The sequence below is a fragment of the Tahibacter harae genome (assembly GCF_024437735.1).
GTDB classification, from domain to species: domain Bacteria; phylum Pseudomonadota; class Gammaproteobacteria; order Xanthomonadales; family Rhodanobacteraceae; genus Tahibacter; species Tahibacter harae.
The window spans coordinates 259808-285590 of sequence record NZ_JANFQO010000004.1 but is presented as its reverse complement, the minus strand read 5'-3'; the positions used below and the strand labels follow the sequence as shown (position 1 = coordinate 285590).

At 67.4% G+C, this 25783-nt stretch carries 23 protein-coding genes, 1 tRNA gene and 1 riboswitch; of the genes, 17 read left to right on the top strand and 7 right to left on the bottom strand.

Translation table 11 applies throughout. The features are described from left to right. The first annotated feature begins 17 nt into the window (after nt 1-17). On the top strand, nt 18-830 hold the full coding sequence (locus tag NM961_RS06255) for a dienelactone hydrolase family protein (RefSeq protein ID WP_255913055.1): 813 nt from the start codon (nt 18-20) through the stop codon (nt 828-830). 5 nt (nt 831-835) lie between these two features. Here NM961_RS06255 and NM961_RS06250 read toward each other — a convergent pair whose 3' ends face one another. Then, the gene (locus tag NM961_RS06250) at nt 836-1738 is read right to left on the bottom strand and encodes an alpha/beta fold hydrolase (RefSeq protein ID WP_255913054.1); all 903 of its coding nucleotides are present in this window, start codon (nt 1736-1738) and stop codon (nt 836-838) included. A gap of 242 nt (nt 1739-1980) precedes the next feature. Between NM961_RS06250 and NM961_RS06245 the strand changes: the two genes are divergently transcribed. Together NM961_RS06245 and NM961_RS06240 are read left to right on the top strand one after the other, a co-directional pair. After that, nucleotides 1981-3186: an acetyltransferase domain-containing protein gene (locus tag NM961_RS06245; RefSeq protein WP_255913053.1), complete on the top strand. Its 1206-nt coding sequence runs from the start codon at nt 1981-1983 to the stop codon at nt 3184-3186. A gap of 51 nt (nt 3187-3237) precedes the next feature. Continuing rightward, complete coding sequence (locus NM961_RS06240) at nt 3238-3609, top strand: VOC family protein (protein ID WP_255913052.1); 372 nt, start codon at nt 3238-3240, stop codon at nt 3607-3609. 61 nt (nt 3610-3670) lie between these two features. Here NM961_RS06240 and NM961_RS06235 read toward each other — a convergent pair. After that, nucleotides 3671-3747, bottom strand: a tRNA-Arg gene (locus tag NM961_RS06235). A 270-nt stretch (nt 3748-4017) separates the two neighbouring features. Here NM961_RS06235 and NM961_RS24130 point away from each other — a divergent pair. Further along, nucleotides 4018-4548, top strand: a complete 531-nt coding sequence (locus tag NM961_RS24130; RefSeq protein WP_255913051.1) for a c-type cytochrome — start codon at nt 4018-4020, stop codon at nt 4546-4548. 218 nt (nt 4549-4766) lie between these two features. Here the strand turns inward: NM961_RS24130 and NM961_RS06225 are convergent, their stop codons facing one another. Continuing rightward, a complete protein-coding gene (locus NM961_RS06225) occupies nt 4767-5357 on the bottom strand; it encodes an acyl carrier protein phosphodiesterase (RefSeq protein ID WP_255913050.1) in 591 nt (196 codons plus the stop codon). A gap of 45 nt (nt 5358-5402) precedes the next feature. Between NM961_RS06225 and NM961_RS06220 the strand changes: the two genes are divergently transcribed. Further along, nucleotides 5403-5948: a hypothetical protein gene (locus tag NM961_RS06220; protein WP_255913049.1), complete on the top strand. Its 546-nt coding sequence runs from the start codon at nt 5403-5405 to the stop codon at nt 5946-5948. Between the two features lie 233 nt (nt 5949-6181). Here the strand turns inward: NM961_RS06220 and NM961_RS06215 are convergent, their stop codons facing one another. Then, entirely contained in the window at nt 6182-8152 is a 1971-nt protein-coding gene (locus NM961_RS06215) for a reprolysin-like metallopeptidase (protein WP_255913048.1), read from the bottom strand. Between the two features lie 322 nt (nt 8153-8474). On the opposite strand from NM961_RS06215, the gene NM961_RS06210 reads away from it, so the two are divergent. From NM961_RS06210 to NM961_RS06175, 8 genes are all read left to right on the top strand, one after another. Beyond that, complete coding sequence (locus NM961_RS06210; RefSeq protein ID WP_255913047.1) at nt 8475-9158, top strand: alpha/beta hydrolase; 684 nt, start codon at nt 8475-8477, stop codon at nt 9156-9158. Continuing rightward, on the top strand, nt 9155-10240 hold the full coding sequence (gene zapE / locus NM961_RS06205) for a cell division protein ZapE (protein ID WP_255913046.1): 1086 nt from the start codon (nt 9155-9157) through the stop codon (nt 10238-10240). The genes NM961_RS06210 and zapE overlap by 4 nt, the downstream gene beginning before the upstream one ends. 148 nt (nt 10241-10388) lie before the next feature. After that, complete coding sequence (locus tag NM961_RS06200; RefSeq protein WP_255913045.1) at nt 10389-11687, top strand: amidohydrolase; 1299 nt, start codon at nt 10389-10391, stop codon at nt 11685-11687. 336 nt (nt 11688-12023) lie between these two features. After that, a complete protein-coding gene (locus tag NM961_RS06195; protein WP_255913044.1) occupies nt 12024-12572 on the top strand; it encodes a hypothetical protein in 549 nt (182 codons plus the stop codon). A 234-nt stretch (nt 12573-12806) separates the two neighbouring features. Beyond that, on the top strand, nt 12807-13433 hold the full coding sequence (locus tag NM961_RS06190; protein WP_255913043.1) for a type II secretion system protein GspG: 627 nt from the start codon (nt 12807-12809) through the stop codon (nt 13431-13433). A 926-nt stretch (nt 13434-14359) separates the two neighbouring features. Then, a riboswitch (cobalamin riboswitch) is annotated at nt 14360-14568 on the top strand. Between the two features lie 220 nt (nt 14569-14788). Next, nucleotides 14789-17245 (top strand): ribonucleoside-diphosphate reductase subunit alpha, encoded by a 2457-nt coding sequence (locus NM961_RS06185; protein ID WP_255913042.1) that lies wholly within the window; start codon nt 14789-14791, stop codon nt 17243-17245. 553 nt (nt 17246-17798) lie between these two features. Then, nucleotides 17799-18758 (top strand): ribonucleotide-diphosphate reductase subunit beta, encoded by a 960-nt coding sequence (locus NM961_RS06180; RefSeq protein WP_255913093.1) that lies wholly within the window; start codon nt 17799-17801, stop codon nt 18756-18758. A gap of 16 nt (nt 18759-18774) precedes the next feature. Further along, the gene (locus NM961_RS06175; RefSeq protein ID WP_255913041.1) at nt 18775-19200 is read left to right on the top strand and encodes an acyl-CoA thioesterase; all 426 of its coding nucleotides are present in this window, start codon (nt 18775-18777) and stop codon (nt 19198-19200) included. Between the two features lie 3 nt (nt 19201-19203). Here NM961_RS06175 and NM961_RS06170 read toward each other — a convergent pair whose 3' ends face one another. Continuing rightward, nucleotides 19204-20433 carry a serine hydrolase domain-containing protein gene (locus NM961_RS06170; RefSeq protein ID WP_255913040.1) on the bottom strand — a complete coding sequence of 410 codons (1230 nt, stop codon included), beginning with the start codon at nt 20431-20433 and terminating at the stop codon, nt 19204-19206. 267 nt (nt 20434-20700) lie between these two features. On the opposite strand from NM961_RS06170, the gene queF reads away from it, so the two are divergent. From queF to NM961_RS06155, 3 genes are all read left to right on the top strand, one after another. After that, entirely contained in the window at nt 20701-21525 is an 825-nt protein-coding gene (queF, locus tag NM961_RS06165) for an NADPH-dependent 7-cyano-7-deazaguanine reductase QueF (RefSeq protein WP_255913039.1), read from the top strand. A 184-nt stretch (nt 21526-21709) separates the two neighbouring features. Further along, nucleotides 21710-22117 carry a VOC family protein gene (locus tag NM961_RS06160; RefSeq protein ID WP_255913038.1) on the top strand — a complete coding sequence of 136 codons (408 nt, stop codon included), beginning with the start codon at nt 21710-21712 and terminating at the stop codon, nt 22115-22117. Nucleotides 22118-22180: 63 nt separating this feature from the next. Further along, the gene (locus tag NM961_RS06155) at nt 22181-22522 is read left to right on the top strand and encodes a low molecular weight protein tyrosine phosphatase family protein (protein WP_255913036.1); all 342 of its coding nucleotides are present in this window, start codon (nt 22181-22183) and stop codon (nt 22520-22522) included. Nucleotides 22523-22659: 137 nt separating this feature from the next. Here the strand turns inward: NM961_RS06155 and NM961_RS06150 are convergent, their stop codons facing one another. Further along, complete coding sequence (locus NM961_RS06150; RefSeq protein ID WP_255913029.1) at nt 22660-23169, bottom strand: SRPBCC family protein; 510 nt, start codon at nt 23167-23169, stop codon at nt 22660-22662. Continuing rightward, nucleotides 23166-23504 carry an ArsR/SmtB family transcription factor gene (locus NM961_RS06145; protein WP_255913027.1) on the bottom strand — a complete coding sequence of 113 codons (339 nt, stop codon included), beginning with the start codon at nt 23502-23504 and terminating at the stop codon, nt 23166-23168. The genes NM961_RS06150 and NM961_RS06145 overlap by 4 nt, the downstream gene beginning before the upstream one ends. 688 nt (nt 23505-24192) lie before the next feature. Between NM961_RS06145 and NM961_RS06140 the strand changes: the two genes are divergently transcribed. After that, a complete protein-coding gene (locus NM961_RS06140; protein ID WP_255913018.1) occupies nt 24193-25782 on the top strand; it encodes a 2-isopropylmalate synthase in 1590 nt (529 codons plus the stop codon). Nucleotide 25783: the final 1 nt, after the last annotated feature.

The following is a 25783-nucleotide window of genomic DNA, read 5'->3' as shown; positions in this document are numbered from 1 at the left end:
GGACAACGAAGCTGGGCATGAACGGACTGCTGGCCATGACCGGCCTCCTGCTCGCCGCCGCGCCGGCGATCGGGGCGGTGCAGGTGAAGCCTGTCGAATGGGCGATGGAACAGGTGCATTTCCGCGGTTATGCGGTGTACGACGATGCATCGGCGCTGCGGCGCCCGGGACTCCTGATGCTGCCGAACTGGCGCGGCGCGGGTGACGAGGCGATACGGATGGCCACGCAGATCGCCGGAAGCCAGTACGTCGTACTCGTGGCCGATCTCTACGGCAGCGACGTGCGGCCGAAGGACGATGCCGAGTCGCTCGCGGCGGTCAAGGCAGTCTATGCCGACCGCGGCAAGACCCTGCGTTCGCGCGCCCTGAAATCCCTCGATGTCCTGAAGCAACAAGCCTCGCAGCTTCCGCTGGACGCCCAGGCGATCGGCGCAGTCGGCTTCTGTTTCGGCGGCGGCGTGGCGCTGGAACTGGCGCGGACCGGGGCTGAGCTGCGCGGCGGCGTGGTGAGCTTCCACGGCAATCTCGACAGCTACCAGCCCGCCGACAAGACGCCGAAGGCCGCGATCCTCGTCCTGAACGGCGCTGCCGATGAAAGCGTTCCGCGCGCGCAGGTCGCCGAATTCCAGCAAGAAATGACGCGCGTGGCGGCGGACTGGCAATTGGTCGATTTCGGCGGCGCACGCCATTGCTTCGCGCAGGAAAGCAGCGCCGGCAACCCGGCGGACAGCAATTGCCGCTACGACGCACGCGCGGCGGCACGCGCCTTCGCGATGATGCGGGCCTTTCTGCACGAGCAGTTCGCCGGCAAACCGCTGCCCAAGGACTGAGCGGCTCAGCGCGCATCGAGATCCGACAGGAATTTCGCTAGTTCACTGGAGAACACGGCGGGCTGATCCAGGAACAGCGCATGGCCCGCGTTTTCCACCACGACGATGCGCGCACCCGGCACGCGCGCGGCGATTGCCCGTTGCGCATCCAGCTCGGGCGACGCGGCCGAGGCCAGCACCAGCAGCGGCCTGTCGATCTTCGCCAGCACCGGCGTCCTGTCCACGGTCAGCAGATCGGTCACCAGCATGGCCAGGCCGAGGTCGGCGGGCGTCTTGCGCGACAGCGCGATATAGCGCGAACGCTCGGCGCCATCGACAGCCTGCATCCGCGACGCATCGTGCATGCCGCCGATGTATTCCCTGGGATATTCGGCAAGGATCGCGATGCGTTCCAGCAGCCTGGCCGTGCCGGCCGGGTCCTGCGCGATGGATTTCGGCCCCGCCGAGAGCGCCGAATCGACCCAGACCAGGCCGGCGATGCGCGCGGTTCCGTAACGCGCCACATAGGCGGCAATGTCCTGCACGCCTTGCGACCATCCCACCAGCACTACGGGGCCGCGGTCTATCCTGCGCAGCAGCGCCTCGATATCGGCCGCGCGGCCTTCAGGCGAATTGCGCTCGTGCGTCTTTGACGAATCCCCTTGCGAGCGCGGATCCATCGCGAACACGGCCCTGCCATCCAGCTGCCGCATCTGGTCGATCCAGACGTCCGCGGTCCAGGTCCACCCCGGAATGAAGACCACCGCCGGGCGGCGCGCCGGCGTCCCGCCCTCCAGGTAGTGGATGCGCGCTCCGTCGTCCGAAGCGACGAAAGCGTTGCGGAATCCTTCCGCGGCGAATACCGGCGCAGCGGTGCAGGCCGCCGCGAGCAGTAGGAGTATGCAGGGAAGCCTGGCTGTACTGCGCATGGTGGCGGACCGTGATCGGGCGTTCCGCACATCTTAGGAACCGCCCGCGCAGGCCGGTCGCCGCGAACACCGCATCCGTCGAATCGGCGAAAGCCGGCCGACGTAAGCGCGCATTCCGCCGAACACGCACTTTCCATCGACCAATCGGCAGGTGCTCTGCCAATGGTCCGGATATGCGGTGCAAACGCGCAGGGAGAGCGTGTGGAATATCGACGCGCGGCCCAGGACAGACGGAGCGATCGATGAAGACAGCGGCAGCTCCCGGCCTGAGGCACAGCGCTATCGATGCGATGCGCGGTATCGCCATGATCCTGATGGCGCTGGATCACGTGCGCGATTTCGTCCATGCCGATGCCATGGCATTCGCGCCCGGCGATCTGTCGCGCACATCCATCGCGACCTTCATGACGCGCTGGATCACCTGTTTCTGCGCGCCGGCCTTTCTGTTCATCGCCGGCCTGTCCGCGCAGCGCAGGCTGGCGCATCAGGGCTGCGCACGCGGCGTCGCGAAATTCCTGGCGACGCGCGGACTCTGGCTGATCCTGCTCGAACTCACTGTGTTCCGTTTCATTCTCGATTTCCGGCTGCTGGGCGGGAATCCGCTGCTGGTGCTGGTCCTGAGCGCGCTTGGCCTGTCCATGCTGGCGCTGGCGCCGCTGGTCGCCGTGCTCTCCGCGCGCACCATCGGCGCGATCGGGCTGGCGATCGTCCTGCTGCACAATCTGCTCGATCCGGTACAGGCCGCGCACTGGGGCGCGCTGGCGCCGGTGTGGCTGCTCCTGCACCAGCCGGGAGCGTTCGGGATTGCCGGGCAGGTCGTCGTCGTGGGCTATCCGGTGCTGGCGTGGTTCGGCGTGCTCGCCGTCGGCTTCGCTGCGGGTTCGCTCTACGACGCGGGCGCGGCGAAGCGCCGCCACGTCTTCCTGGCGGCGGGCGCGCTGTCGCTGGGCGCATTCGTCGTGCTGCGCGCGGTGAATGCCTACGGCGATCCTTCGCCCTGGTCGGTGCAGGCAACGCCGGCGTTCACGGCACTGTCGTTCCTGGCGACGACCAAATACCCGCCGTCCTTGTTGTTCCTGCTGATGACACTGGGCCCCGTGCTGCTGGGACTGGCCTGGCTGGAGCGCCACCCGCTGTCCATCAGCCATCCGCTGGTGGTGATCGGCCGCGTGCCGCTGTTCTATTACCTCGCGCATTTCCTGCTGGCGCACCTGATCGCATCGTGCCTCGCCGTTGCGCGCTATCACGATGTGCGCATGGCGTTCTTCTCAGGTCCGTTCCCCTCGCTCGGCGGCTCGCGCGAAGCCTTTCCTCCGGATTTCGGCTGGCCGCTGGGCGTCGTCTACCTCGCCTGGTTCGGCGTGGTGCTCGCCCTGTATCCCGCCTGCGTCGGGTTCGATCGCTTCAAGGGCCGGTACAAGGACAGCTGGTGGGCCGGCTACCTCTGACGCCGCTGCTGTACGAAGTCATATTCCCCGCAATACCTCACGAGGATTCCCATGTTCAGAAAGCTGGCGTTTGTCATGTATCCGGCGAAGGACGTCGCCCGGGCGCGCACCTTCTACGAACAGATCCTGGGCCTGTCGCCCGGCCTGGTCGGCGGTCAGGGCGACAGGCACTGGATCGAATACGACCTGCCCGAAGGCGGCTGCCTGGCCATCACCAACACCACGCCGAACGAACCCAGCCGCTCCGCGGGCGGCATGGTCGCGTTCGAGGTCGAGGACCTCGGCCGGCTGGTCGAAGAACTCACCGCCAAAGGCGTGCAGTTCTGCGGCGACATCATCCACGGACCGGCCTGCCGCATGGCGGTCTGCCTCGACAGCGAGGGAAACGCGCTGATGCTGCACCAGTTGAAACCGAGGCGCTGAGCGCGGCGGGGTTCTGGCGCGGGCTGCAAGCCTTGTGCGAGGTCAAGGAGATTGGTCGTCGTGGCGCGCCCGGAGGGATTCGAACCCCCGACCACCGCCTTCGGAGGGCGGTACTCTATCCAGCTGAGCTACGGGCGCGTTGTAGATGGCCTTGGACGACGGGGCCGCCGGTCCGGTATTGCCGGGTGGCGGCGGCCGGGCGGATTTTCCAAGTGGGTCGCGGATTTAGCCGGATCGCTGCCTCGCGGCGGCGGGCGGTGGGGCCGGACCGGGGCGCATCATAGCGGTCCGGCCGGGGCGCGGGCTAGTCCTGTGCTTCCGTGCCTGGGGGCCGGCCGTTATACTTGCCCGTCTTTTTTCCGTGCCGGGAGCCTCTCCGGCCCAGCCGCCGCTAGGAAAGGTGTTTTCGTGAGCAGCCCGATTACCAAGACCGACCTCGAATTCCTGAAGCGCTTTTCGATGCTGATCGGCGTACTTGCGCTGATGGCGCTGGCCTTCATCCTGCTTGCCCACTACATCTATACCAAGCACCCGGCCCAGCCCAGCCCGGCTGCGGACAAGGTGGTGCAGGACCGCCTGGCCCCGGTCGGCGATTCCTACGCCGGCGATACCGGCCGCGCCGCCATGCTGGCCGCCGAGGAAGCGCGCAAGAAGGCCGCTGCCGCCCAGGTCGCCTTCGGCGGCAGCACCGATCCCAAGGTCATCTACGACGGCCTCTGCTTCGCCTGCCATAACACCGGCGCCAGCGGCGCACCGAAGATGGACGACAAGGCCGACTGGGGCCCGCGTCTGGCCCAGGGCGCCGATACGCTCATCAAGCACGCGACCGAAGGCTTCACCGGCAAGAAGGGCGTGATGCCGCCGCGCGGTGGCAACCCGTCGATCAACGACGAGCAGATCAAGGTCACCGTCCACTGGATGATGGACCACTTCAAGTAAGCAAGCCCGCGCCGCCACGCGAGCACAGCGGTATGACAGACCGGCGGGATGCGTAGAGCGCGTCCCGCCGGTTTTCTTTTTGGGCTGGCCGATGCGGCTTGTCGTCCGGCCTGTGGGCTGTCGATCCGCGCGCCGCCGCTTGCGTGCCGGTTGCCGCAGCGGCGCAACCGAAGGCGAGAGGCGGCGTTCCGCTCCGGCTCGCCGCCGGAGCGCGTGTCCTAGCCCGCCTGAGCCGCCCGCCATTCCCGCACAAACTGCTGCAGTTGCGGGAAGAATTCGCGGAAGCCGGCTTCCAGCAGCGGGTCCAGCTGCTGCAGCAGCGGCAGCGCCTCGTGCAGCGGGTTCTCGCGGCGCAGGCGCTGGCCCACGCCGGCGATGGCGCGGCCGGCCACGGCGGGATCGGCATAGGCCGCGGGCAGGCCGTTGCGCTCCATGTAGGCGGCGAAGCGGCGCATTTCCTCGGGTAGTTCCGCGTCGTGCCTGCGCAGCAGATCGCGCAGCTGTTGCGAATAATCCCGCAGCTGCGTACGGCTCCACCGGCCGAAGTCGCGCGCGAGCAGATGATCGAACCAGATGTCCAGCAGGATGCCGGCATAGCGGCGGAACGGCGCGGGGATATGGCTGCGCAGGCCGGCCACGACAGGATGGGCGTCGGTATGCACGTCCACGGCGCGGTGCAGGCGCACGCCCTGTTCGACGACAGGCCGCAGGCCGGGTGCGATGCGGCCGTGGATGAAGTCGCCGAGCAGGCAGCCCAGGATCAGTTCGTCGTCCTCGCCGGCGAGCAGGGCGTGGGCCAGAAAATTCATGGTGTCGGGATACTACGCTGAGGCATTGCCACGAATGAGACCGCCGTGCTGGAGCTGAAGATCGTCGACGAGAGCCGCGCCGTGCACTACGTGGTGCTGGCGCAGGGCCGTCGTGTAGGTGAGATCGCGCAGGCGGACTTCAATGGCCTGGCCGCGCTGCGTCTGGACGGCGGCGAATACGTGATCCGCAGCGAACGCCGTGCAGCTGATCTGGCCCGCGGCCGCCGCGGCGTGCTGCGGGCCGTCTGGAGCCGCCTGCAGGCCGACCAGCGGTATACCCTGCTGCAGGGCGAGATGGAGCTGGCGCGCGTCCACAGCCGATCCTCGTTCCTGCGCGCCGGCGCGATCACGCTGCAGCCGGCCGGCGAAGACGCGGGCTGGAGCGTACCGCCGCCGCGCGGTTTCCTTCCGTCGCAGCTGAGCCTGTACCGCGGCGGCGCCGAAGTGGGCCGCCTGGAGATTCCCGGCCTGCTGCGCAATCGCATCCTGTTGCCGCCGCTGCTGCTGGCTGTCCCGGCGTTGGTGGCGCTGGGCTGGGTGGTGCATCAAAGCTGGGGCAACGATCCGTACCGGGGCGCTGCGGGTGCTTAGCCCGCCCGACGATCGTGGGCCGACCGGCGAAGGCCGGGCTGCGGTGCCTTCTGCCGGCGGCGCGTGGCCGGGGCGTTGCATCCGGCGCGCTGTCGCTGGTGGCGCTGTGTCCGGCGTGGTGCCAGGTGTGGGCGGCCCGAGGCGCTGCGGTCTGCGGCGCGCCGGCCGGCAGCGCGCCACCGGTGTGCCGCGGCGCCGTCGAGCGGCAGCGCCGCAACGATGCGCGCTGCGCCTCAGCGCGTCTCGAACGAGTCGTAGAAGATCCCGTCGTTCGACGCGCTCACGCTGAAGTTCACATTGGAAATATCGAAGAAAATATTGTCGGGGCAGCGCACGCGGATGCGCGCCTGGCTGCCGGTCAGTGCGCCGGGGATGACGACGTTCTCGCTGCCGTCGTTCGGCGTCGCACTGCGCAGCACTGCGGCCCAACTGGCGCCGCCGTCGCTGGAGATGTCGATGGCGACGCTGGCGCAGGAGATCGGCGCGGCGGTGGTGTTGGCCACGTCCCAGGTCACGGTGTGCGGAATGCCGGCGGCCCAGTTCAGCGCCGTGTTCGGCGTGGTGACCTGGAACGGCCCGCTGCTGCCGACCACCCGTATCGCCGGCATGTCGGCGCTGCTGCTGCGGCCGCCGCCGGCGTGGTTGTCGCGCACGGTCAGGCGGAAGCGCAGGGCGGTGCGGTCCACCTGCGGCAGGATCTCGCCGGGCAGGTTCGCATTGCTCAGCAGGGCGGACAGCCGCGGCACCATGCGTTGGCGGCTGGCAGTGGGATTGAACGAGCGGATGATGGGGCTGCTGCCATTGTCGACATTGATTGGGGTGCTCACGCCCAGGTCGTATTCCTCCCAGGCGTAGCTCAGGCTGTCGCCGTCGGCGTCCGTCGCCACGGGCCCGATCAGGCGGAACGGCGTGCGCGCAGGGATTGCATAGCTCGTCGTCATGGCCGGAATCACCGGCGCGCTGCTGGGATTGGGCGTGGAGCTGCCGCAGGACGGCACGGCGTCCAGGCGCGCCTGCATCTGTTCCAGGCTCTTGGCGTGGAAATACGGATCGGAGTTGGGTTGCAGGTCGTCGCTGCCGCAGATGCCGGCATAGGCCTGTATGGTGGAGCCGCTGCCGGTCTCGTAGGCCGCGCCGCCGCTGCGGTTGCCGCCGCCGCAGGAGCTGGTTTCGCTGTTGAAGGTATGGCTGCCGCCGAACTGGTGGCCCATTTCGTGCGCGACGTAGTCGATCCAGAACGGATCCCCGGTGGGCGCGCCGCTGCCGGTGACGCCGCGCGCCTTGGTCGAATTGCTGCAGACCGAGTTGAGCGTGGCAACGCCGCCGCCGCCGGTGCTGAATACATGGCCCAGGTCGTAGTTGGCATTGCCGATCACGCTGTCCAGGTTGGTCTGGTTCTGGCCCAGCATGGTGCTGCCACTGTTATTGGTATACGGATCGGTTCCGCTGTTGGTGTAGACGACCAGATTGTTGTTGGCGACCAGCTGCAGGGTCACGCTGAACTCGTTGCCATAAACCTCGTTGACGCGGTTGACCGCCGCGGCAATCGCCGCCTGCCCGGCATTCACGGTACCGCCGAAGAACGCGGTGTATTCGCCGGTGGCGGCGACCGCGATGCGCAGCACGCGCCGGTTGGCGCCGGTCACCGTATTCGGCTGGGGCGAATTGCGCACGTGTTCCCCGGGCGTTTCGTCGCGTCCGTGCACGTCGCAGCGGAAGCGTCCGCTGGCGGCGGCGTCGCTGCGGCGGAAGGCGAGGTAGTCCGGTCCCAGGCCCAGCGTGCCGGGCTGCACCACCCAGCTGCCGTCCTGGTCGAACACCAGCGCTTGCAGCCCCAGTACCGACATGTCCAGGCGCAGGCGGTTGCCGTCGGCGTCGCGGCCGCGCAGGCTGCGCAGCTCGGGGAATTTTGCCGCGAGTTCCGGCGACAAGGTGCCGGAATCCTCCAGTACGAAGGCGGCGTAGCTGCCGTCGGGCCGCGGCAGCGGGAACGGGGTGCCGCTGGCGACGGCTTCGTCCAGCGCTGCCGTCACGGCCGGGACATCGAGCAGCAGGCTGCGGTAGTTCGCCGGCTGCGGGCCGTTGCCGTCCAGCCGCAGCGGCGCGTTGGCTTCCGACCACAGCCCGGCCGCCGCCGCGCCGCCGGCGGCGGCCAGCAGCATCAGGCCGGCAACGGTGCGGCCCAGCGTCGGGTAGTGCGACATGATGTTCTCCCCTGGGAGCGTACAAAACGAAGACCGGCGACTGTGCAGCCGGCCCACGCACAAATCCATAGGCCGGGCGGCGGACTGCGAACCAGCGCGCAGTCGTGCGGCGGTCCCGGCCGGATGGCGCAACGGCGCAGGGGGCGCCGCAGCGGCCGCGGCCCAATGCCGCTGCGATGCGCGCCACAGGGCGCAACGGCGCGGGCCGCTACCGCGGCGGCGGCCACGGGGGCGCGGCGCGACAGCCAAGTCTCGCGTGGCAGCGTCCTGGCGGGAAACAGCGCGCGTCGCCGGGCCGGCGGTGCTTGGCTACAATCGGCGGATGAGCGCATCGCCCACTTCCCAGCCGGCCTTTCCCGCCCAGTCCGGCGCACTGGAACTCCACGGACCCGCCGGCGTGCTGGAATGCCTGGTGGAACTGCCGGAACAGGAGGCGCGCCGCGGCGCCGCCATCGTCTGCCATCCGCATCCGCTGCACGGCGGAACCATGCACAACAAGGTCGTGACCATGGTCTCGCGCTCGCTGGTCGAGCTGGGCCTGGCCACGGTGCGGTTCAATTTCCGCGGCGTGGGCAACTCCGCCGGCAGCTACGACGAAGGCCAGGGCGAAACCGACGATCTCGTCGCCGTGGCCGGATGGCTGCGGCGCGAACGCCCCGGCGACGCGCTGTGGCTGGCGGGCTTTTCCTTCGGCAGCTACGTCGCGTTGCGCGCGGCGCACACGCTGGGCGTACAGCAGCTGATCCAGATTGCTCCGCCGGTGGGGCGCTGGGATTTTTCCGCCGTGACGCTGCCGGAATGCCCCTGGCTGATCGTGCAGGGCGAGGCCGACGAAGTGGTCGATCCGGCGGCCGTGTTCGCCTGGGTCGCCGGCCTGCCCAAGCCGCCGCAGCTGGTGCGCATGCCCGATACCAGCCATTTCTTCCACCGCCGGCTGATGGATCTGCGCGGCGCAGTGAAGAACGGCGTACGCGACAACCTGCCGCCGCTGCGTACCGCGGAGTGAGCGCGAGCGCGCATTACCGCGCCGGCGTCGCCCGCGGCGACTGGCAGGACGATGCCGCCCAGCGCGCCGTCCTGGCCGAGCTGGACCGCATCAGCACCGAGCTGCTGGCAAGCGAACCCGCCGGCCTGTTCGCGCGCCTGCGCGCGCGCTTCGCCGCGCCGGCCGCGGTGCGCGGGCTGTACCTCTGGGGCGGTGTGGGCCGCGGCAAGACGTTCCTGATCGACCTGTTCTACGAGCAGCTGCCGCTGGCGCAGAAAAAGCGTGTGCACTACCACCGCTTCATGCGCGAGGTGCAGGCGCAGCTGAAGGATCTGCCGGGGCGCGAGGATCCGCTGGCCGACGTGGCGGAGACCATCGCCGCCGGGGCGCGCGTGCTGTGCCTGGACGAGTTCTTCGTCAGCGACATCGGCGATGCAATGATCCTGGGCGGCCTGCTCAAGCATCTGTTCGCGCGCGGCGTATGCCTGGTCACCACCTCCAATACCGCGCCGCCGAACCTGTACGCGAACGGCCTGCAGCGCGATCGCTTCCTGCCGGCCATCGCGCTGATCCAGCAGCACTGCACGGTGTTCGAGATCGTCTCGGCGCAGGACTGGCGCCTGCGCGCGCTGACCCAGGCGCGCGTATTCCATCACCCGCTGGGCCATGACGCCGAGCGCGCCCTGGGCGACTGCTTCCAGCGCATCAGCCACGGCGCGGCACTGGCGCAGACGCAAATCCGCGTCCACGACCGCGGCATCCCGGTGCTGCGCCTGGCCGAGGACGTGGTGTGGTTCGCCTTCGAGGCGATCTGCGAAGGTCCGCGCGCGGTGGCCGACTACATCGAGATCGGCAAGCTCTACGGCAGCGTCATCGTCTCCGGCGTGCCGCAGTTCACGCCGACCATGGAAGATGCGGCGCGGCGCTTCATCGAAATGGTGGACGAGTTCTACGACCGCCACGTCAAGCTGATCCTGTCCGCCGCCGTGCCCATCATCGACCTCTACGACGGCGAGCGCCTGCGCGCGGAGTTCAGCCGCACCGAGTCGCGGCTAATCGAGATGCAGAGCGAAGACTATCTGGCGCGGGAGCACCTGCCTTGAGGGCGGGGACTGGCGATTGGGATTCGCGCCGGGCCGCGCTGTGCGCCATGGACAGCGGCGGAGCGCGCGCCCGCGCCAGACCAAAGTCCACTGGAACGCCCCGCCACCCTTTGCCCTACCATCGGATTTTCCGCGGAGACCCACTGCCATGCGCCGAATCTGCGTTGCCCTGCTGACCGCTCTCGCCGCCGCTCCGGCGCTGGCCGCCGACACGACTGCCGCCGCCGCGGGCGTGAACGAGCAGGTGGTGAAATGGAGGCGCGATTTTCACCAGAACCCGGAGCTGGGCAACCGCGAGAAGCGCACCGCCGGTGTGATCGCCGCGCAGTTGAAGAAGCTGGGCTTCGAGGTCAAGACCGGCGTCGCGCATACCGGCGTGATCGGCTGGCTCAAGGGCGGCAGGCCCGGCCCGCGCCTGGCCATCCGCGCCGACATCGACGCGCTGCCGGTGACCGAGGAAGTCGACCTGCCGTTCGCCTCCAAGGTGCGCAGCACCTACGGCGGCCAGGACGTCGGCGTGATGCATGCCTGCGGCCACGACGCGCACGCGGCGATCGCGCTGGGCGTCGCCACCGCGCTGGCCGGCATGAAGCAGGATCTGGCCGGCGAAGTCATGTTCATCTTCCAGCCCGCCGAGGAAGGCTCGCCGCCGGGCGAGGAAGGCGGCGCCCGCCTGATGCTCAAGGAAGGCCTGTTCCGCGACTGGAAACCCGATGCGGTATTCGGCCTGCATGTGTTCTACACCTTGCACGCCGGCCAGGTCGGCGTGCGCGAAGGCCCGCTGCTGGCCGGCTCGGACCGCTTCAAGATCCGCGTGTTCGGATCCCAGACCCACGGCGCCCAGCCCTGGCGCGGCGTCGATCCCATCGTCACTGCGGCGGCCATCGTGTCGCAGGCGCAGACCATCGTCAGCCGTCAGATGGACATTTCCAAGCTGCCGGCCGTGCTCACCTTCGGCATGTTCCAGGGCGGCGTGCGCTACAACATCATTCCGGACAAGGTGGAGCTGGAAGGCACCGTGCGCACCTTCGACAAGGCTATGCGCGACGACCTGTTCCAGCGCCTGCACCGCACCGCCGAAGGCGTGGCACAGGCACAGGGCGCGCGGGTGGAACTGGAAGCGCCCATGCCCGAGGCCACCAATCCGGTCACGCGCAACGACGCCGCGCTGACCAAACGCATGCGCCCCAGCCTGGAGCGTGCCGTCGGCGCCGACAACGTCATCGACGTGCCGCCCAACATGGTCGCCGAGGACTTCAGTTACTTCTCCGACGAAGTACCTGGCCTGTACTTCTTCGTCGGCGTGGTGCCGCCGGGACAGGATCTGGCCAAGGCCGCGCCCAATCACTCGCCCAAGTTCTTCCTCGACGAAAAATCGCTGGACGTGGGCACGCGGGCGATGCTTCAACTGGCGGTGGATTTCCTCAACACGAAGCCGGCGCAGTAGGGTTGCGCGCAGGGCGGTTGCAGGCGCGCTTGGGTTCAGCGTTGCGCCTGCGGCCGATGCTCAGGGCTGCTTGATCGCTGGCTGTTTGTTTCCGTGATGGAACCGGCGCTGTCATGACAGCGCCGAGGCCGCATCCGCGAACGTGCTGCACATTTCACCAGCTGCGGAACCGCGGGCGCCGCTGCTTGTCCATAGCCGTCACGTCCGCACGGCAGCACGCTGCTGCCGGACATCTTCCCGCGTTTCCCGCAAAGCCATGAAGCCATCGCACGCGCCGCGTGCGCGGCGGCGCCGTGCGTCTTGCCGCGGGGCGGGCACGGCACGGAGTACAGGCGCATGGCCTTGCATTGGAAGCTGTTGCTGGCGGTGGCGGTGCTGCTGCCCTTTGCCGAATTCGGCCTGCGTTGCGATACCCAGTGGATGGGGCGGAAAGCAGCGGTGTTGATGACAGCCCAGGCGGTTGAAAACTTCCGCAGTGATTGCGGACGCCTGCCGTACAGCCTCGACGAGCTGATCGGTCCGGTTGCGGTTCCCGCGGTCTGCCAGGGCCGGCGCTACGTTGGGGAGAGCGGGCTGCGTGACGGATACGGCTATCTCCACTATTGGAAATCTGCCAGCGACGCGGTTTTCGTGGTGCGTTCGACAGGACGGGACAGGGTATTCGGCACGGCAGACGACTATGCCTCGGACAGCGACGAGCCCGGCAGCTGGCACTGGCCCTGGCCCGATCCCCACAAAGAGTGGCTGGCATGGCTACAGCCATTCCGGCCGGTGCTGGGATTTCTGCTCATCCCGATTTTGCTGGTGATCGCTGCGTTTTCTTTCACGCAGGCCGTGATTTCCGCCGTGGCGGAGTTGGTACCGCGGATCGGTCGGCGCCCGTGAACGGCGGGCATGCCGATAGCCGGCAGTCTGCGTGCAGTTCGGCCTGCAACGGCGGCGTGCTGTTTGCCGTCGTCCCGTTCCGGTGCTGGAAGCCGGCCCGGTTTCATGGCGTTCCCGTTGGGGGATGACGTGGCCGGTGGCGTCACGGTCGGGGTGGCAGGAACTGGCAGGCCGTCCGTAGATCCGGGCAAGGCTTGCACCGGCGCAAACGGTGATCGCAGCGGTGACGTGGCTATGGCGCATCAGGACTCTATGCGTTGCTCGAAAAACGGAGGTTCTGCCGCTGCCACAGCCGCCATGCTGGTCCGGCGGTATGGCGATGTGCTGCGGGAAATCGCGTTACTGCTTGGTCTCGCCATTGCCGTGCTGCTGCTCGGGCAGGCGAGTTTGCTGCGCCATGCGCCGTACAGCCCGGTTTTCCGCTACGAGGCCGAGTTGCGCTCGGTAGCTGCCGCGATCGAGCATTTCCAGGCCGAATGCGGCGTGTTGCCGGCCCGGCTGCGCGACCTGACCCACACTGCTGCCGGGCCGGCCGCCTGTCAGCACCAGTCCCTGGCAGCCCCGTTCCGGTTGCGCGACGCCTGGGGCAGCGCCTACCACTATGCGCCGGCCGCAGGCAGCTTCACCTTGCGCTCGGCCGGCCGCGACCGCGTGATCTTCACCGCGGACGACATCGTCCTGGGCGATACGGCCTGGTCCTGGCGCCCCCTTTACCGGCCGCCCACGGACTGGCTGCGTTTGTCCCAGGCGCTGGCGACGGTGCTGCTGGCGGTTCTTTTCGTGACGAAACTGCTGAGCCTGCTATGGCGCGGCGGCATGGCCTGCGGGCGGTCGCTGCTGCGGCAGAGGCTGTCGTCCTGAGCCGGGAGCGCGGCGGTGTTTAGTGCTTCGCGGAATTGCGAGGGTGGGCCTGTGGGATTCCCGCGAGGCTGTGGGTGTGCCGAATTCCGTGCACGTCGTCGTTCGGCGCGCTGCGGAATCGCGCGGTGAGCACATGGGATGCTCGCGCGGGATTGTGGGTGTCCTGGAATCTGGGTGGGTGTCCCGGATTCTGTGGGTGTCCCGAAATTGCCCGCGAAATTGCCCAAATTGCTGAGTCCGGATTCTGTGGGTGTCCCGAAATTGCCCAAATTGCTGAGTCCGCTATGGCGGGGGCATTGCCTGTGGGTGGTCGCTGTTGCGGCAGGCTGCCGTTCTGAGCCAGGACCCGGAGGCGTCGTTCAGTGCCCCACGGGATCGCGCGGTGGGCAATGGGATGTTCGTGGGCCTGTGGGTGTCCCGAATTCGCTGCCTGAAAACGGTGGGTGTCCCGAATTCGGCGCCCGCTGCGAAACTGTGGGTGTCCCGAAATTCCCCCGGCGTCCCGCTGCGAAACGGTGGGTGTCCCGAAATTCACCCCGCGAAATTCGCGAAACTGTGGGTGTCCCGAAATTCCGGTGTCCCGAAATTCCCCGTGGGTGTCCCGAAATTCCCCGGGTGTCCCGAATTCGCTGCCTGAAAACGGTGGGTGTCCCGAATTCGGCGCCGCGAAATTCGCGAAACTGTGGGTGTCCCGAAATTCCCCCTGCGAAACTGTGGGTGTCCCGAAATTCCCCGTGGGTGTCCCGAAATTCCCCGCCGTCCGAAAATCCCGAATTCCGAAGTCGCTGTCGCAACGACCAGGCCGCCTCCGGCAGCCATGCCGCAGCCCCGCTCCCCGCCTCGATTGCAAGCCTTTTCTTCACTTCCTGAAACACAAATTACGCGCAGATTCCCAGCCGATTGTGTTGACCCTGCGCTGTCAACCTCTATATCTTGTGTTTGGTCGGTTCCCGGTCACGGCCGGGATTAAACGGGAATCCGGTGGAACTCCGGAGCTGCCCCGCAGCGGTAAGCGGAAACGAACGTCGTCAGAGGCACTGGCCCCAGGTGGGCTGGGAAGCGACGGCCACTAGGTGGGACCGGGAGCCGGTCCGCGTCTGCAAGCCCGAATACCTGCCGACAGCCGTGCGTCGCACACCGCGCGGTAACGGCCTGGAGTCTCCGCGGGGAGGCGGGTCGGTGGCAGCTGCGCGCCCGGCGCGTCGCGCTGCCCGACCTGCGCCTTGCAACTCCGCACGCCCGAGGGGGCGTGGCCACGACCGCGGCCCTGACCGCGGCGTTGCCGTCCCTTCGTTTTGCCGTCCCCTGGGCAGGGCCGGCGACCGTGCCCCATTCGCACCGGAGGGAGAGAGAACATGAGCACCACACAACAAGAGACCGCTGCCGGCATCGCCCGCAGCGCCACCCGCGAAGCCGATACCCGCGCGCCGCAGTTCGCACTTACCCCGCCGCATTCCAGCGGCACCATGGCCGTGACCAAGCGCAACGGCAAGCGCGAGCCGGTCGACCTGAACAAGATCGTGCGCGCGGTCACCCGCGCTGCCGAGGGCCTGTACTCCACCGATCCCATGCGCGTGGCTACGCGCACCATCTCCGGCCTTTACGACGGCGCGACCACGCGCGAACTGGATGAGCTGTCCATCCGCACCGCCGCCATGCTCACCGCCGAGGAGCCCGAATACGGCCGTCTCGCCGCGCGCCTGCTGTCCGACTACATCGCCAAGGAAGTCGCCGGCCAGGAGATCCACGCTTTCTCGCAGTCGGTTGCGCGCGGCCACGAGCTGGGCCTGATCAATGCGCGCCTGCTCGAATTTGTGCAGGCCAATGCGCGCAAGCTCAACAGCGCGCTGGATGTGGAGCTGGACCGCCGCTTCGACTACTTCGGCCTGCGCACGGTCTACGACCGCTATCTGCTGCGCCATCCCAAGACGCGCAAGGTCATCGAGACGCCGCAGCAATTCTTCCTGCGCATCGCCTGCGCGCTGTGCGAGGACGTGTCCGAGGCGCTGGAGCTGTACCGTCTGATGGGCAGCCTGGACTACCTGCCCAGCTCGCCCACGCTGTTCAACTCCGGTACCACGCACGAGCAGCTTTCTTCCTGCTTCCTGCTGGATTCGCCGGATGATTCGCTGGAATCCATCTACAAGCGCTACGCCGACGTGGCCATGCTGTCCAAGTTCTCCGGCGGCATCGGCCTGGCCTACACCCGCGTGCGTGCGCGCGGCTCGCTGATCAAGTCCACCAACGGGCTTTCCAACGGCATCGTGCCGTGGCTGAAGACGCTGGATGCGTCGGTGTCGGCGGTGAACCAGGGCGGCAAGCGCAAGGGCGCGGCCTGCGTGTATCTCGAACCCTGGCATGCCGACGTCGAGGAATTCCTCGAACTGCGCGACAACACCGGCGACGAGGCGCGCCGCACGCACAACCTCAACCTGTCCAACTGGATCCCGGACCTGTTCATGCGCCGGGTCGAGGCGGATGCGCAGTGGTCGCTGTTCGATCCCAAGGTCGTGCCGCATCTGGTCGATCGCTGGGGGCCGGCGTTTGAAGCCGCCTACGAGCAGGCAGAGGCCGCCGGCCTCGCCGTCAAACAGGTCAAGGCGCGCGATCTCTATGCCCGCATGATGCGCACGCTGGCGCAGACCGGCAACGGCTGGATGACCTTCAAGGACAAGTCCAACCGAGCCTGCAACCAGACGGCGAAGGAAGGCAATGTCGTGCACCTGTCCAACCTGTGCACGGAAATCATCGAGGTCAGCTCGCACAACGAGACCGCGGTGTGCAACCTGGGTTCGATCAATCTCGGCCAGCACATGAACGCCGACGGCTTCGACTACGCCAAGCTCGCCGATACGGTGCGCGTGGCCGTGCGCCAGCTCGACCGCGTGATCGACCTGAACTTCTATCCGATCGAATCCACGCGCAGCTCCAACCTGAAATGGCGTCCGGTCGGCCTGGGCGTGATGGGCCTGCAGGACGTGTTCTTCAAGCTGCGCCTGCCGTTCGATTCCGACGCCGCGCGCGAGCTGTCCACGCGCATCGCCGAGGAAATCTACTACCACGCCCTGGTCACCTCGCACGAACTGGCGCTGGAACGCGGCGCGCACCCGGCCTTCGCCGACACGCGCGCGGCCCAGGGCGAGCTGCAATTCGACGCCTGGGGCATCACGCCGCCGGACAGCGAGCGCTGGAACGCCCTGCGCGAAAACATCCGCAAGGGCGGCCTGCGCAATTCGCTGCTGATCGCGATTGCGCCGACGGCCACCATCGCCTCCATCGCCGGCTGCTACGAGTGCATCGAGCCCATGGTGTCCAACCTGTTCAAGCGCGAGACGCTGTCGGGCGATTTCCTGCAGGTGAACAAGTACCTGGTGGAAGAACTCAAGCAGCTGGGCCAATGGACGGCGGAGATGCGCGACCGCATCAAGCTGGCCGAAGGCTCGGTGCAGGGCATCGCCGAGATCCCCGAGCGCCTGCGCCAGATCTACCGCACCGCCTGGGAAATCCCCATGCGCTCGCTGATCGACATGATGGCCGCGCGCGGTGCCTATATCGACCAGTCGGCCTCGCTCAACCTGTTCATGGAAAGCCCGAACATCGGCCAGCTCTCGTCCATGTACATGTATGCGTGGAAGGCCGGACTGAAGACGACCTACTACCTGCGCTCGCGTCCGGCGACCAAGATCGCCAAGACCACCGTCGCTGCGGCAGCTCCGGCCGCCGCGCCGGCACCGGTGGTGACGCAGGAGCAGGCCGAGGCGGCGGTGTTCTGTTCGCTGGAGAATCCGGAGTACTGCGAGGCGTGTCAGTAAGTCTCTTGTTGCCGGTGAATGCGGAACGGGTGGTGGCGCGGTGAGAGTTTGTTGTCGGCGCGACACCTGTCCATACTCCCCGACTCCGTTCTGAGCATGAAAAAGCCCTTCCCCCCAAGCTTGCTTGGGGGGAAGGGGCGTCATTCAGAACCGCAGGTTCTGACGCCCCTGAACGCCCAGCGGGCCGGAGAGGGGTGGGTGAGGAGGTAGCGCTTCGGCTGGACCCAGCGCCCGATTTCCGCCGTACACATCGCATCCCGATTCAACAACGACAGCCCAGCGACGAAGCACGTTCCGACGTCGTCCCCTCACCCCAACCCTCTCCCCCGAGCAAGCTCGGGGGGAGGGAGCAACAAAACATTGCGCGATTTCCTTTCGCCGTTCCCAACGCCATCGCCGTCATCGTTTCACCACCAACGGCGCAGCCAGCTCCAGCGAGTACCCGACCATGAGCGCTTCCCAGTTCGAGCAGCCTTCCTTCACCGATTCCCCTGCCGCCGCGGCCGCGCCGGCGCGCCTGCTCGACCCGGGCTTCAGCCTCACTCTGCGCCCCATGCGCTATCCGGGCTTCTACGACATGTACCGCGACGCGATCCGCAATACCTGGACCGTCGAGGAAGTGGATTTCTCGCTGGACGTGAACGATCTGCGCCACAAGTTCGGCCCGGCCGAGCGGCATCTGATCGAGCGCCTGGTCGCGTTCTTCGCCACCGGCGATTCCATCGTCGCGAACAATCTGGTGCTGAACCTGTACAAGCACATCAACGCGCCGGAAGCGCGCATGTACCTGTCGCGCCAGCTGTATGAGGAAGCGCTGCATGTGCAGTTCTACCTGACCCTGCTCGACACCTACCTGCCCGAGCCGGAAGCCCGCGCCAAGGCCTTTGCCGCGGTAGAGAACATCCCGGCGATACGGCACAAGGCCGAGTTCTGCTTCAAGTGGATGGATTCCATCCAGAACCTCGAACGCATAGAAACGCGCGCCCAGCGCCGCCAGTTCCTGCTCAACCTGATCTGCTTCGCCGCCTGCATCGAAGGCCTGTTCTTCTTCGCCGCCTTCGCCTATGTCTACTACCTGCGCTCGCGCGGCCTGCTGCACGGCCTGGCCGCCGGCACCAACTGGGTGTTCCGCGATGAATCCGGCCACATGGCCTTCGCCTTCGAAGTGATCCGCGTCGCGCGCGAGGAAGAGCCGGACCTGTTCGACGCCGAATTGCAGGCCGATATCGCCACCATGCTGGATGAGGCCATCGCCTGCGAACAGCAGTTCGCCGAGGACGTGCTCTCCGGCGGCGTGGCCGGCCTGTCGCTCAAGGACATGCGCCAGTACCTGGAATACGTGGCCGATCAGCGCCTGGCCCAGCTCGGCCTGCCCAAGCGCTACCACGCGCGCAATCCCTTCGCCTTCATGGACCTGCAGGATGTGCAGGAGCTGACCAACTTCTTCGAGCGCCGCGTCTCGGCGTATCAGGTGGCGGTGGAAGGCGAAGTTACTTTCGACGCCGCGTTCTGAAGCGGGGCGCGAACGCATGCACGCAAGCGAAACCGGCCGCACCGGCGCGACCGAGGCCCGCCTGATCGAGATTGTGTTTCCCGATCACACCAACCACCTGGGCACCTTGTTCGGCGGGCAGGCCCTGGCCTGGATGGACAAGGCCGCCTTCGTCGTCGCTACGCGCTACGCGCGCCGCACCGTGGTCACCGCGCGTTCGGAGCAGGTGGATTTCCGCCAGCCGGTGCGCCAGGGCCAGCTGGTGGAACTGATCGCCCGCATCGTTGCGACCGGACGCAGCTCCATGCAGGTGGAAGTCGACCTGATCGCCGAAGACCCGCTCAGCGGCGACGCGCGGCTGTGCACGCGCGGACGCTTCACCATGATTGCGCTGGATGCGCACGGCTCGCCGACGGCGGTGTCCGCGCTACCCGCCGTGGCGCAGGACAGCGCGGCAGGCTGAAGTTCAGCGCACCGGCCCACACGGCGGATGCGACTGCGCCAGCGCCTCCGGCTGCTTCAGTTCCGGATGGTCGTAGGGAATATAGGTTTCCCAGTACCAGGGCATGCAGGTCTCGCCCAGGATGAGGTCGTTGAGGTATTTGAAGATGCCGCGGGCGTTGTCGCTGTTGCTCATGACCACGAAGCCGAACTTGCGCGCGTCGATGAAGGCGGCGTAGTTGTTCCAGCCATCGTCGGAGCCTTCCTTGAAGTTCACCGTGCCCTGCGGTGATTCGTAGCGGCCCCAGCCCAGCGCGTAGGACAGCTGTATGCCGTCGTTGTCGGTCGTGGTTTCCGGCGCGGCGGTGGGGAACTGGCGCTTGGAGTGGATGCGCACCTGCGCCGCCAGCAGTTCGCGCCGCGCCGCGGGGCTGAGGCCTTCGCCGCGCATCAGGGCGGCGAGGAAGGCGGCGTAGTCGGCGATGGTGGTGTCCATGGAACCGGCCGCGCGCACGCCGCGGCGCTGACGGTGGCCCAGGGGCTTGCCGGCGGCGTCGTAGCCGATGGCGAGGTTGCCGGCGAAATCGTCGCGCCAGGTCATGCTGCTGCGGTGCATGCCGTAGCGGTCGTAGACGCGCTGCTGCAGCAGCTGGGCCAGGTCCAGGCCCAGTCCGTTCTCAATCACGAACTGCAGCAGGTTGATGCCTTCCCCGGAGTAGGCGTAGCGCGTGCCGGGTTCGAACCAGAAGGTCAGCTTGCCGTCCTTGTCGTAGCGGTTGTCGGCGGTGAAGAAGCGGAAGTTGGGAAAGCCGCCGGTATGGCTGAGCAGCATGCGCGGGGTGAGCTTGCGCCAGCGTTCGTCGCCGGCCAGTTCGGCGTATTTCTCGTAGTCGGGCAGTGGCTTGGGCAGGTAGTCGGCGATGGACCGGTCCAGATCCAGCTTGCCCTCGTCGACCAGCTGCAGGACCAGGTAGGCGAACAGGGCCTTGGTCAGCGAGGCGCCGTACATGACGGTATCGGTCTGCAGCGGCAGCGATTGCTCGCGGTCGCGCTGGCCGTAGGCCTTGAGATGCACGATCCTGCCGTCGGCGATCACGGCCAGGGCGAGCCCGGGCACCTGGGCTTCGCGCAGCAGGCGTTCGACTTCCGCATCGAGGCGGGCCGCATCCGGCACCTTGGGCGTCGGCCGTGGCGCGGTGGCGGCACAGGCGCATAGCGAGGCCAGCAGCAGCGCCAGCGAGAGCAGTCGGAGCATGATCGTCATCCTCGGGGATGGGCCTGGAATGCGGCGATCATGCAACAGGTCCGGCACGGCCGGGTTGGCGCGCGGGTGTGGAATGTCCAGTCGCGCTGCCGTGGGGAAGCCTCGGGCTTACCCTGCGCGGTCGTGCGGCCTGGTTACGCGCGGTCCGAACGCGGCGCTGGCGTGTGGCGGCGCGCTAGACTCCGGTGTCGCGACAACATCGACCGCGCGGCGCGTAATCACGTGGCCGCCCAAGATACGTAGGCAAAGACAGCAGCCATGAATCCCGTAGAACATTCGCCCCTGGGCAAGACCGTCTCCTACAGCGACAGCTATTCGCCCGAATTGCTGTTTCCGATTCCGCGCAGCGGCAAGCGCGAGGAAATCGGCGTGCCTTCGCCGCTGCCGTTCCACGGCGTGGATATCTGGAACGCCTACGAGCTGTCGTGGCTGGATCCGCGCGGCAAGCCGGTGGTGGCGCTGGCCGAGTTCCGTGTGCCGGCGGCCTCGCCGAACATCATCGAATCCAAGTCGTTCAAGCTGTATCTGAATTCCTTTGCGCAGACGCGGCTGGACAGCGTTACGGAAGTGGAGCGCCGGCTGCGCCAGGATCTTTCCGCGGCGGCCGGAGCGGAGGTGGCCGTGGCGCTGCAGCTCGCCGCCGGCTTCGCCCGGGAGACGCTGCGCGAGCTGGATGGCGAAGTGATCGACGGACTGGACATCGCGATTGACAGCTACGACGAACCACAGCCGGAATTCCTCACCGCCGACAGCAGCGCGTTGGTGGAAGAAACCCTGGTCTCGCACCTGCTCAAGTCCAATTGCCCGGTCACCGGCCAGCCCGACTGGGCCAGCGTGCGTATCCGCTACCGCGGTGGACGCCTGGACCGCGGCGGCCTGCTGCGCTACCTGGTTTCGTTCCGCCGCCACAGCGATTTCCACGAACAGTGCGTGGAGCGCATCTACATGGATCTGAGCCGCCGCTGCGCGCCGCAGGCGCTGTCGGTGTATGCGCGCTATACGCGCCGCGGCGGGCTGGATATCAATCCGTTCCGCAGCAGCGTGGCCGAGCAGCCGGACAATCCGCGCGGCGCACGGCAATGAGGCGCGCGGTGCGCGGCGGTTCGCGCAGCTGTTGACCGCCTGCGTCGGCCGCAGCCGTTCCGCGCCGGCGAGGGATTGCCGCTGCCGGCGGAAGCGGTTAGGTGCGCAGGCCGGACTGTCCGCTCTGAAATGATGCAGGGCGTGCGCCGCGGCCAGGCGAGATATGCGATCGTAGGACATACCCTTGCCCACGACCGAGACCGCCATGCAGATCAAGCTCGCCAGCATTTTCGTCGAAGATCAGGAAAAAGCCCGCGACTTCTATACCCGCGTGCTGGGCTTTCGCGTCCAGGCCGATATTCCCATGGGCGAATTCCACTGGCTGACCGTCAGCTCGCCCGAAGGCGTGGACGGTATGGAACTGGTGCTGGAACCGATGAGCTTTCCGCCGGCGCGCACCTACCAGCAGGCCCTGTACGCAGCCGGCATACCGGCCACGGCCTTCATCAGCCGGGATATAGCGGCCGAGTACGAACGGCTAAAGGCCGCCGGCGTGGTTTTCCGCGGCGAGCCCAAGACGGCCGGCAACATCACGGCAGTCAGCTTCGAGGACACCTGCGGCAATCTGATCAATCTGGTGCAGGTGGATTGAGGAAATAATCGGAATTTCATTAGCGCTGGCAGCGGCCATCTGTCCAGTGTGTCAGTGAGTGCCATGCTGAAACTCCTGTTCGTCTGCAGCCAGAACCGCCTGCGCAGCCCCACGGCCGAACAGGTGTTCGCACAGTGGCCCGGCGTGGAGACCGCGTCCTGCGGCACCAATGCCGATGCGGAGACGCCGGCTTCGCCGGAGTTGTTGCAGTGGGCGGACATTATTTTCGTAATGGAGCAGACGCACCGGCGCAAGCTGCAGCAGCGTTTCCGCGCGGCAGTGGGCGGCAAGCGTATCCTCTGCCTGGGGATTCCGGATGATTACGATTACATGCAGGAAGAGCTGGTATGCCTGCTCAAGCACAAGGTGGTGCAGTTCCTTCCTGTGTCCGCGCCCACGGCTTGAGGCGTCGCGTGCGGCTGCTGGTGCCCGCAGCACTCGTTGGTAGCTGCGCGACGGCATTGCCGTGCGCAGCGCGCTGATGGCACACACCGGCTTCGGGCTGCCCGATTGGCGGCTCCGCCCATGCGGCGCCTCCGGCGTCAAAACGTCTTCGCCAGCGCTACCAGCTGATCCAGCGCTATGCCCCAACCTTCATGGAAGCCCATTTCCTCGTGGCTGGCACGGGATTTTTCGTCACCGTGGATCACCAGCGCGGTGTATTTCGTGCCGGCGCCGTGGTCTTCCAGCGTGATCACCGCGGTGAAGTTCAGCGCGGCGCATTCCTTGCCGGCTTCGCGTTCGACAGCGGGACGGAAGCCCGGCGCGAACAGATTGGTCCAGATCAGGCGCTCGTTCTCGATCACTTCGAGATAGCAGCCGGGATTGGGGAAATCCTGACCTTCGGGCGAGCGCATCACGGTGTGGAACACGCCGCCGGGGCGCAGGTCGATCTCGCAGCCCACGGTCTGCCACGGGGCGGGCGTGAACCATTTCTTCAGATGCTCGGGCTGGGTCCAGGCCTGCCAGACGAGCTTGCGCGGAACGTCGATCACGCGTTCCAGTACCAGATCGAAACGCGGGTCGGGTTTGTGGATCAGTGCACGGTTCATGGTTTCTGCTCCTTGAGGGTATGCAGGTAGTCGTCGAGCTGGTCCAGGCGCTTGCGCCACAGCGCGTGCTGTGCCGCCATCCAGTTTTCCATCAGTTTCAGCCGCCGCGGCGCGAGCTGGTAGGTGCGCACGCGGCCGTGCTTGTGCGATTTCACCAGGCCGCTGCGTTCCAGCACGTTCAGGTGCTGGGCGAATGAGGGCAGGGCCATCCCGAACGGCTGGGCCAGCTCGCTCATGCTCGCTTCGCCACGGCCCAGGCGTTCCACCACTGCGCGGCGGGTGGGGTCGGCCAGGGCCTGGAACAACAGGTTGAGGGCTTCGGATTGCTTAGGCATGTGCCTAACAATAGGTGCGCCTTTCGCTTAGGTCAATGCCTTTGTATTGGCCAGGCTGGCTGCCGTGCGCGCAGCCATGCGGCGCGTGTCGCGTGCTGGCCGGCAGCATCGGGCGCAGAATTTCTGTGCGCCGCGCAGGCTGAGCGGGCGAAGGCGCGGGCCGGGGCCGGCCGCCCAAGCCGTCGAAGCCCCGATGCGGTACGACGCGGCCTGCGGACTGGGCCGGCGCGCTGGCCGACGGGTTGCGGCCGAAGCCGTCAGGGCACCTCGCCACTGATTGGTTCGGACCGGCAGCACCGATCCGTGCAAATAATTGTCCGGACAGATTCCGGCCCGCCAAAAAGGGCATAAGTGCCAGTATTTGTACGATCCGGTTGTCTGAGTGCCTGTTTTAGTCAAAAAAAGCGAAGCTATTTGACACCTCTCAAGCCCGGCGAATAGCGTCGGATCCCATGACGCAGCGCACCAACCACCGCCAGATCGAATCCGCCGAGCCCTCGCTCGCCGTAGTCGGCCTGCGCGTAATCGCTGCGCGAATTTCGCTCGTACTCGTACTCGTACTTCTCATTACCACCGGAGGTGCGGGTTAGGGCGCGCGTCGATAACACCACGACACGAACACTAAAAAACCCCGCACCCGGCAACGAGTGCGGGGTTTTTTGTTGCCCTGGCCTGCCAAGAGCAGACCATGACACAGACAAACTCCCCTGTAGCAGCCTTCCCCGTATCCAGCCGCGACCGCGTGCGCGTGTTCGACACCACCCTGCGCGACGGCGAGCAGGCGCCCGGTTTTTCCATGACGCGGGCGCAGAAGCTGCGCATCGCCCACGCCCTGGCCGAGCTGGGCGTGGATGTGATCGAAGCCGGCTTCCCGCAGGCTTCCGACGGCGATTTCGCCTCGGTCCAGGCTATCGCGCGGGAGCTGCGCGGCGCCTCGGTCTGCGCCCTGGCGCGCTGCCAGCGCGGCGACATCGAGACCGCCGCGCGCGCGCTGGAGCCGGCGGCGCGCGGCCGCATCCACGTCTTCATCGCCACCAGCCCGCTGCACCGGGAGCACAAGCTGGGCATGAGCCGCGAACAGGTGATAGACGCCGCCGTGGCCGCGGTGCGCCGCGCACGCGAACTCTGCGCCGATGTGGAATTTTCCGCGGAAGACGCGATGCGCACCGAGCCCGACTACCTGGCCGAAGTCTTCGCCGCCGTGATCGAGGCCGGCGCGGCCACGCTGAATGTGCCGGATACGGTGGGCTATACCACGCCGGCGGAAATGCACGAGCGCATCAGCTACCTGCGCGGCAACGTGCTCGGCATCGAGCGCGCGGTGCTGTCGGTGCACTGCCACGACGACCTGGGCATGGCCGTGGCCAACAGCCTGGCCGCGGTTTCCGCGGGCGCGCGCCAGGTCGAATGCACCCTGACCGGCATAGGCGAGCGCGCCGGCAATGCCGCGCTGGAAGAAGTCGCCATGGCGCTGAAGACCCGCGCCGAGCTGTTCGGCGTGGATACCGGCCTGCGCACGCCCAAGCTGTATCCAGCCGCGCGCCTGCTGGCGCAGATCACCGGCCATGCGATCGCGCGCAACAAGGCGGTGGTAGGCGAGAACGCCTTCGCGCATGAGTCGGGCATCCACCAGCACGGCATGCTCAAGCACCGCGGCACCTACGAAATCATGCGGCCGGAAGACGTGGGCTTCGCCCGTTCGCAGCTGGTGCTGGGCAAGCACAGCGGCCGCCACGCCCTGCGCGAGCGCCTGGCCGCGCTGGGGCATACGCCGGACGAGGCCGCGCTGGACCAGATCTTCACCCGCTTCAAGACCCTGGCCGACAAGAAGCGCGAAGTGTTCGACAGCGACCTGGAAGCGCTGGCCCTGGGCCGCGACGCCGAGGCGCTGGGTCCCTGGCGCATCGTCCACCTGCACGCCGCTTCGCACCTGGGTGGCAGCGCCTCGGCCTCGGTGCGGCTGCAGCACGAGGACGGCGGCCTGGCCAGCGAGGCAGCCATCGGCGACGGCCCGGTCGATGCCACGCTGCGCGCGATCGGCCGCGCCGTGGGGCAGGACTTCGAACTGGTCGATTTCAATATCCGCGCCCTGTCCGAAGGCGGCGACGCCCAGGGCCAGGCCACCCTGGGCGTGCGCCACGCCGGACGCGAACTGCGCGGCCGCGGCGTCTCCACCGACATCGTCGAAGCCGCCGCCCTGGCCGCGCTGGAAATAGCAAACCGTATAGAACGCAGCAAAACCGACGCCGCCGCGCCCGCGGCTGCGAACCACGCCTGAG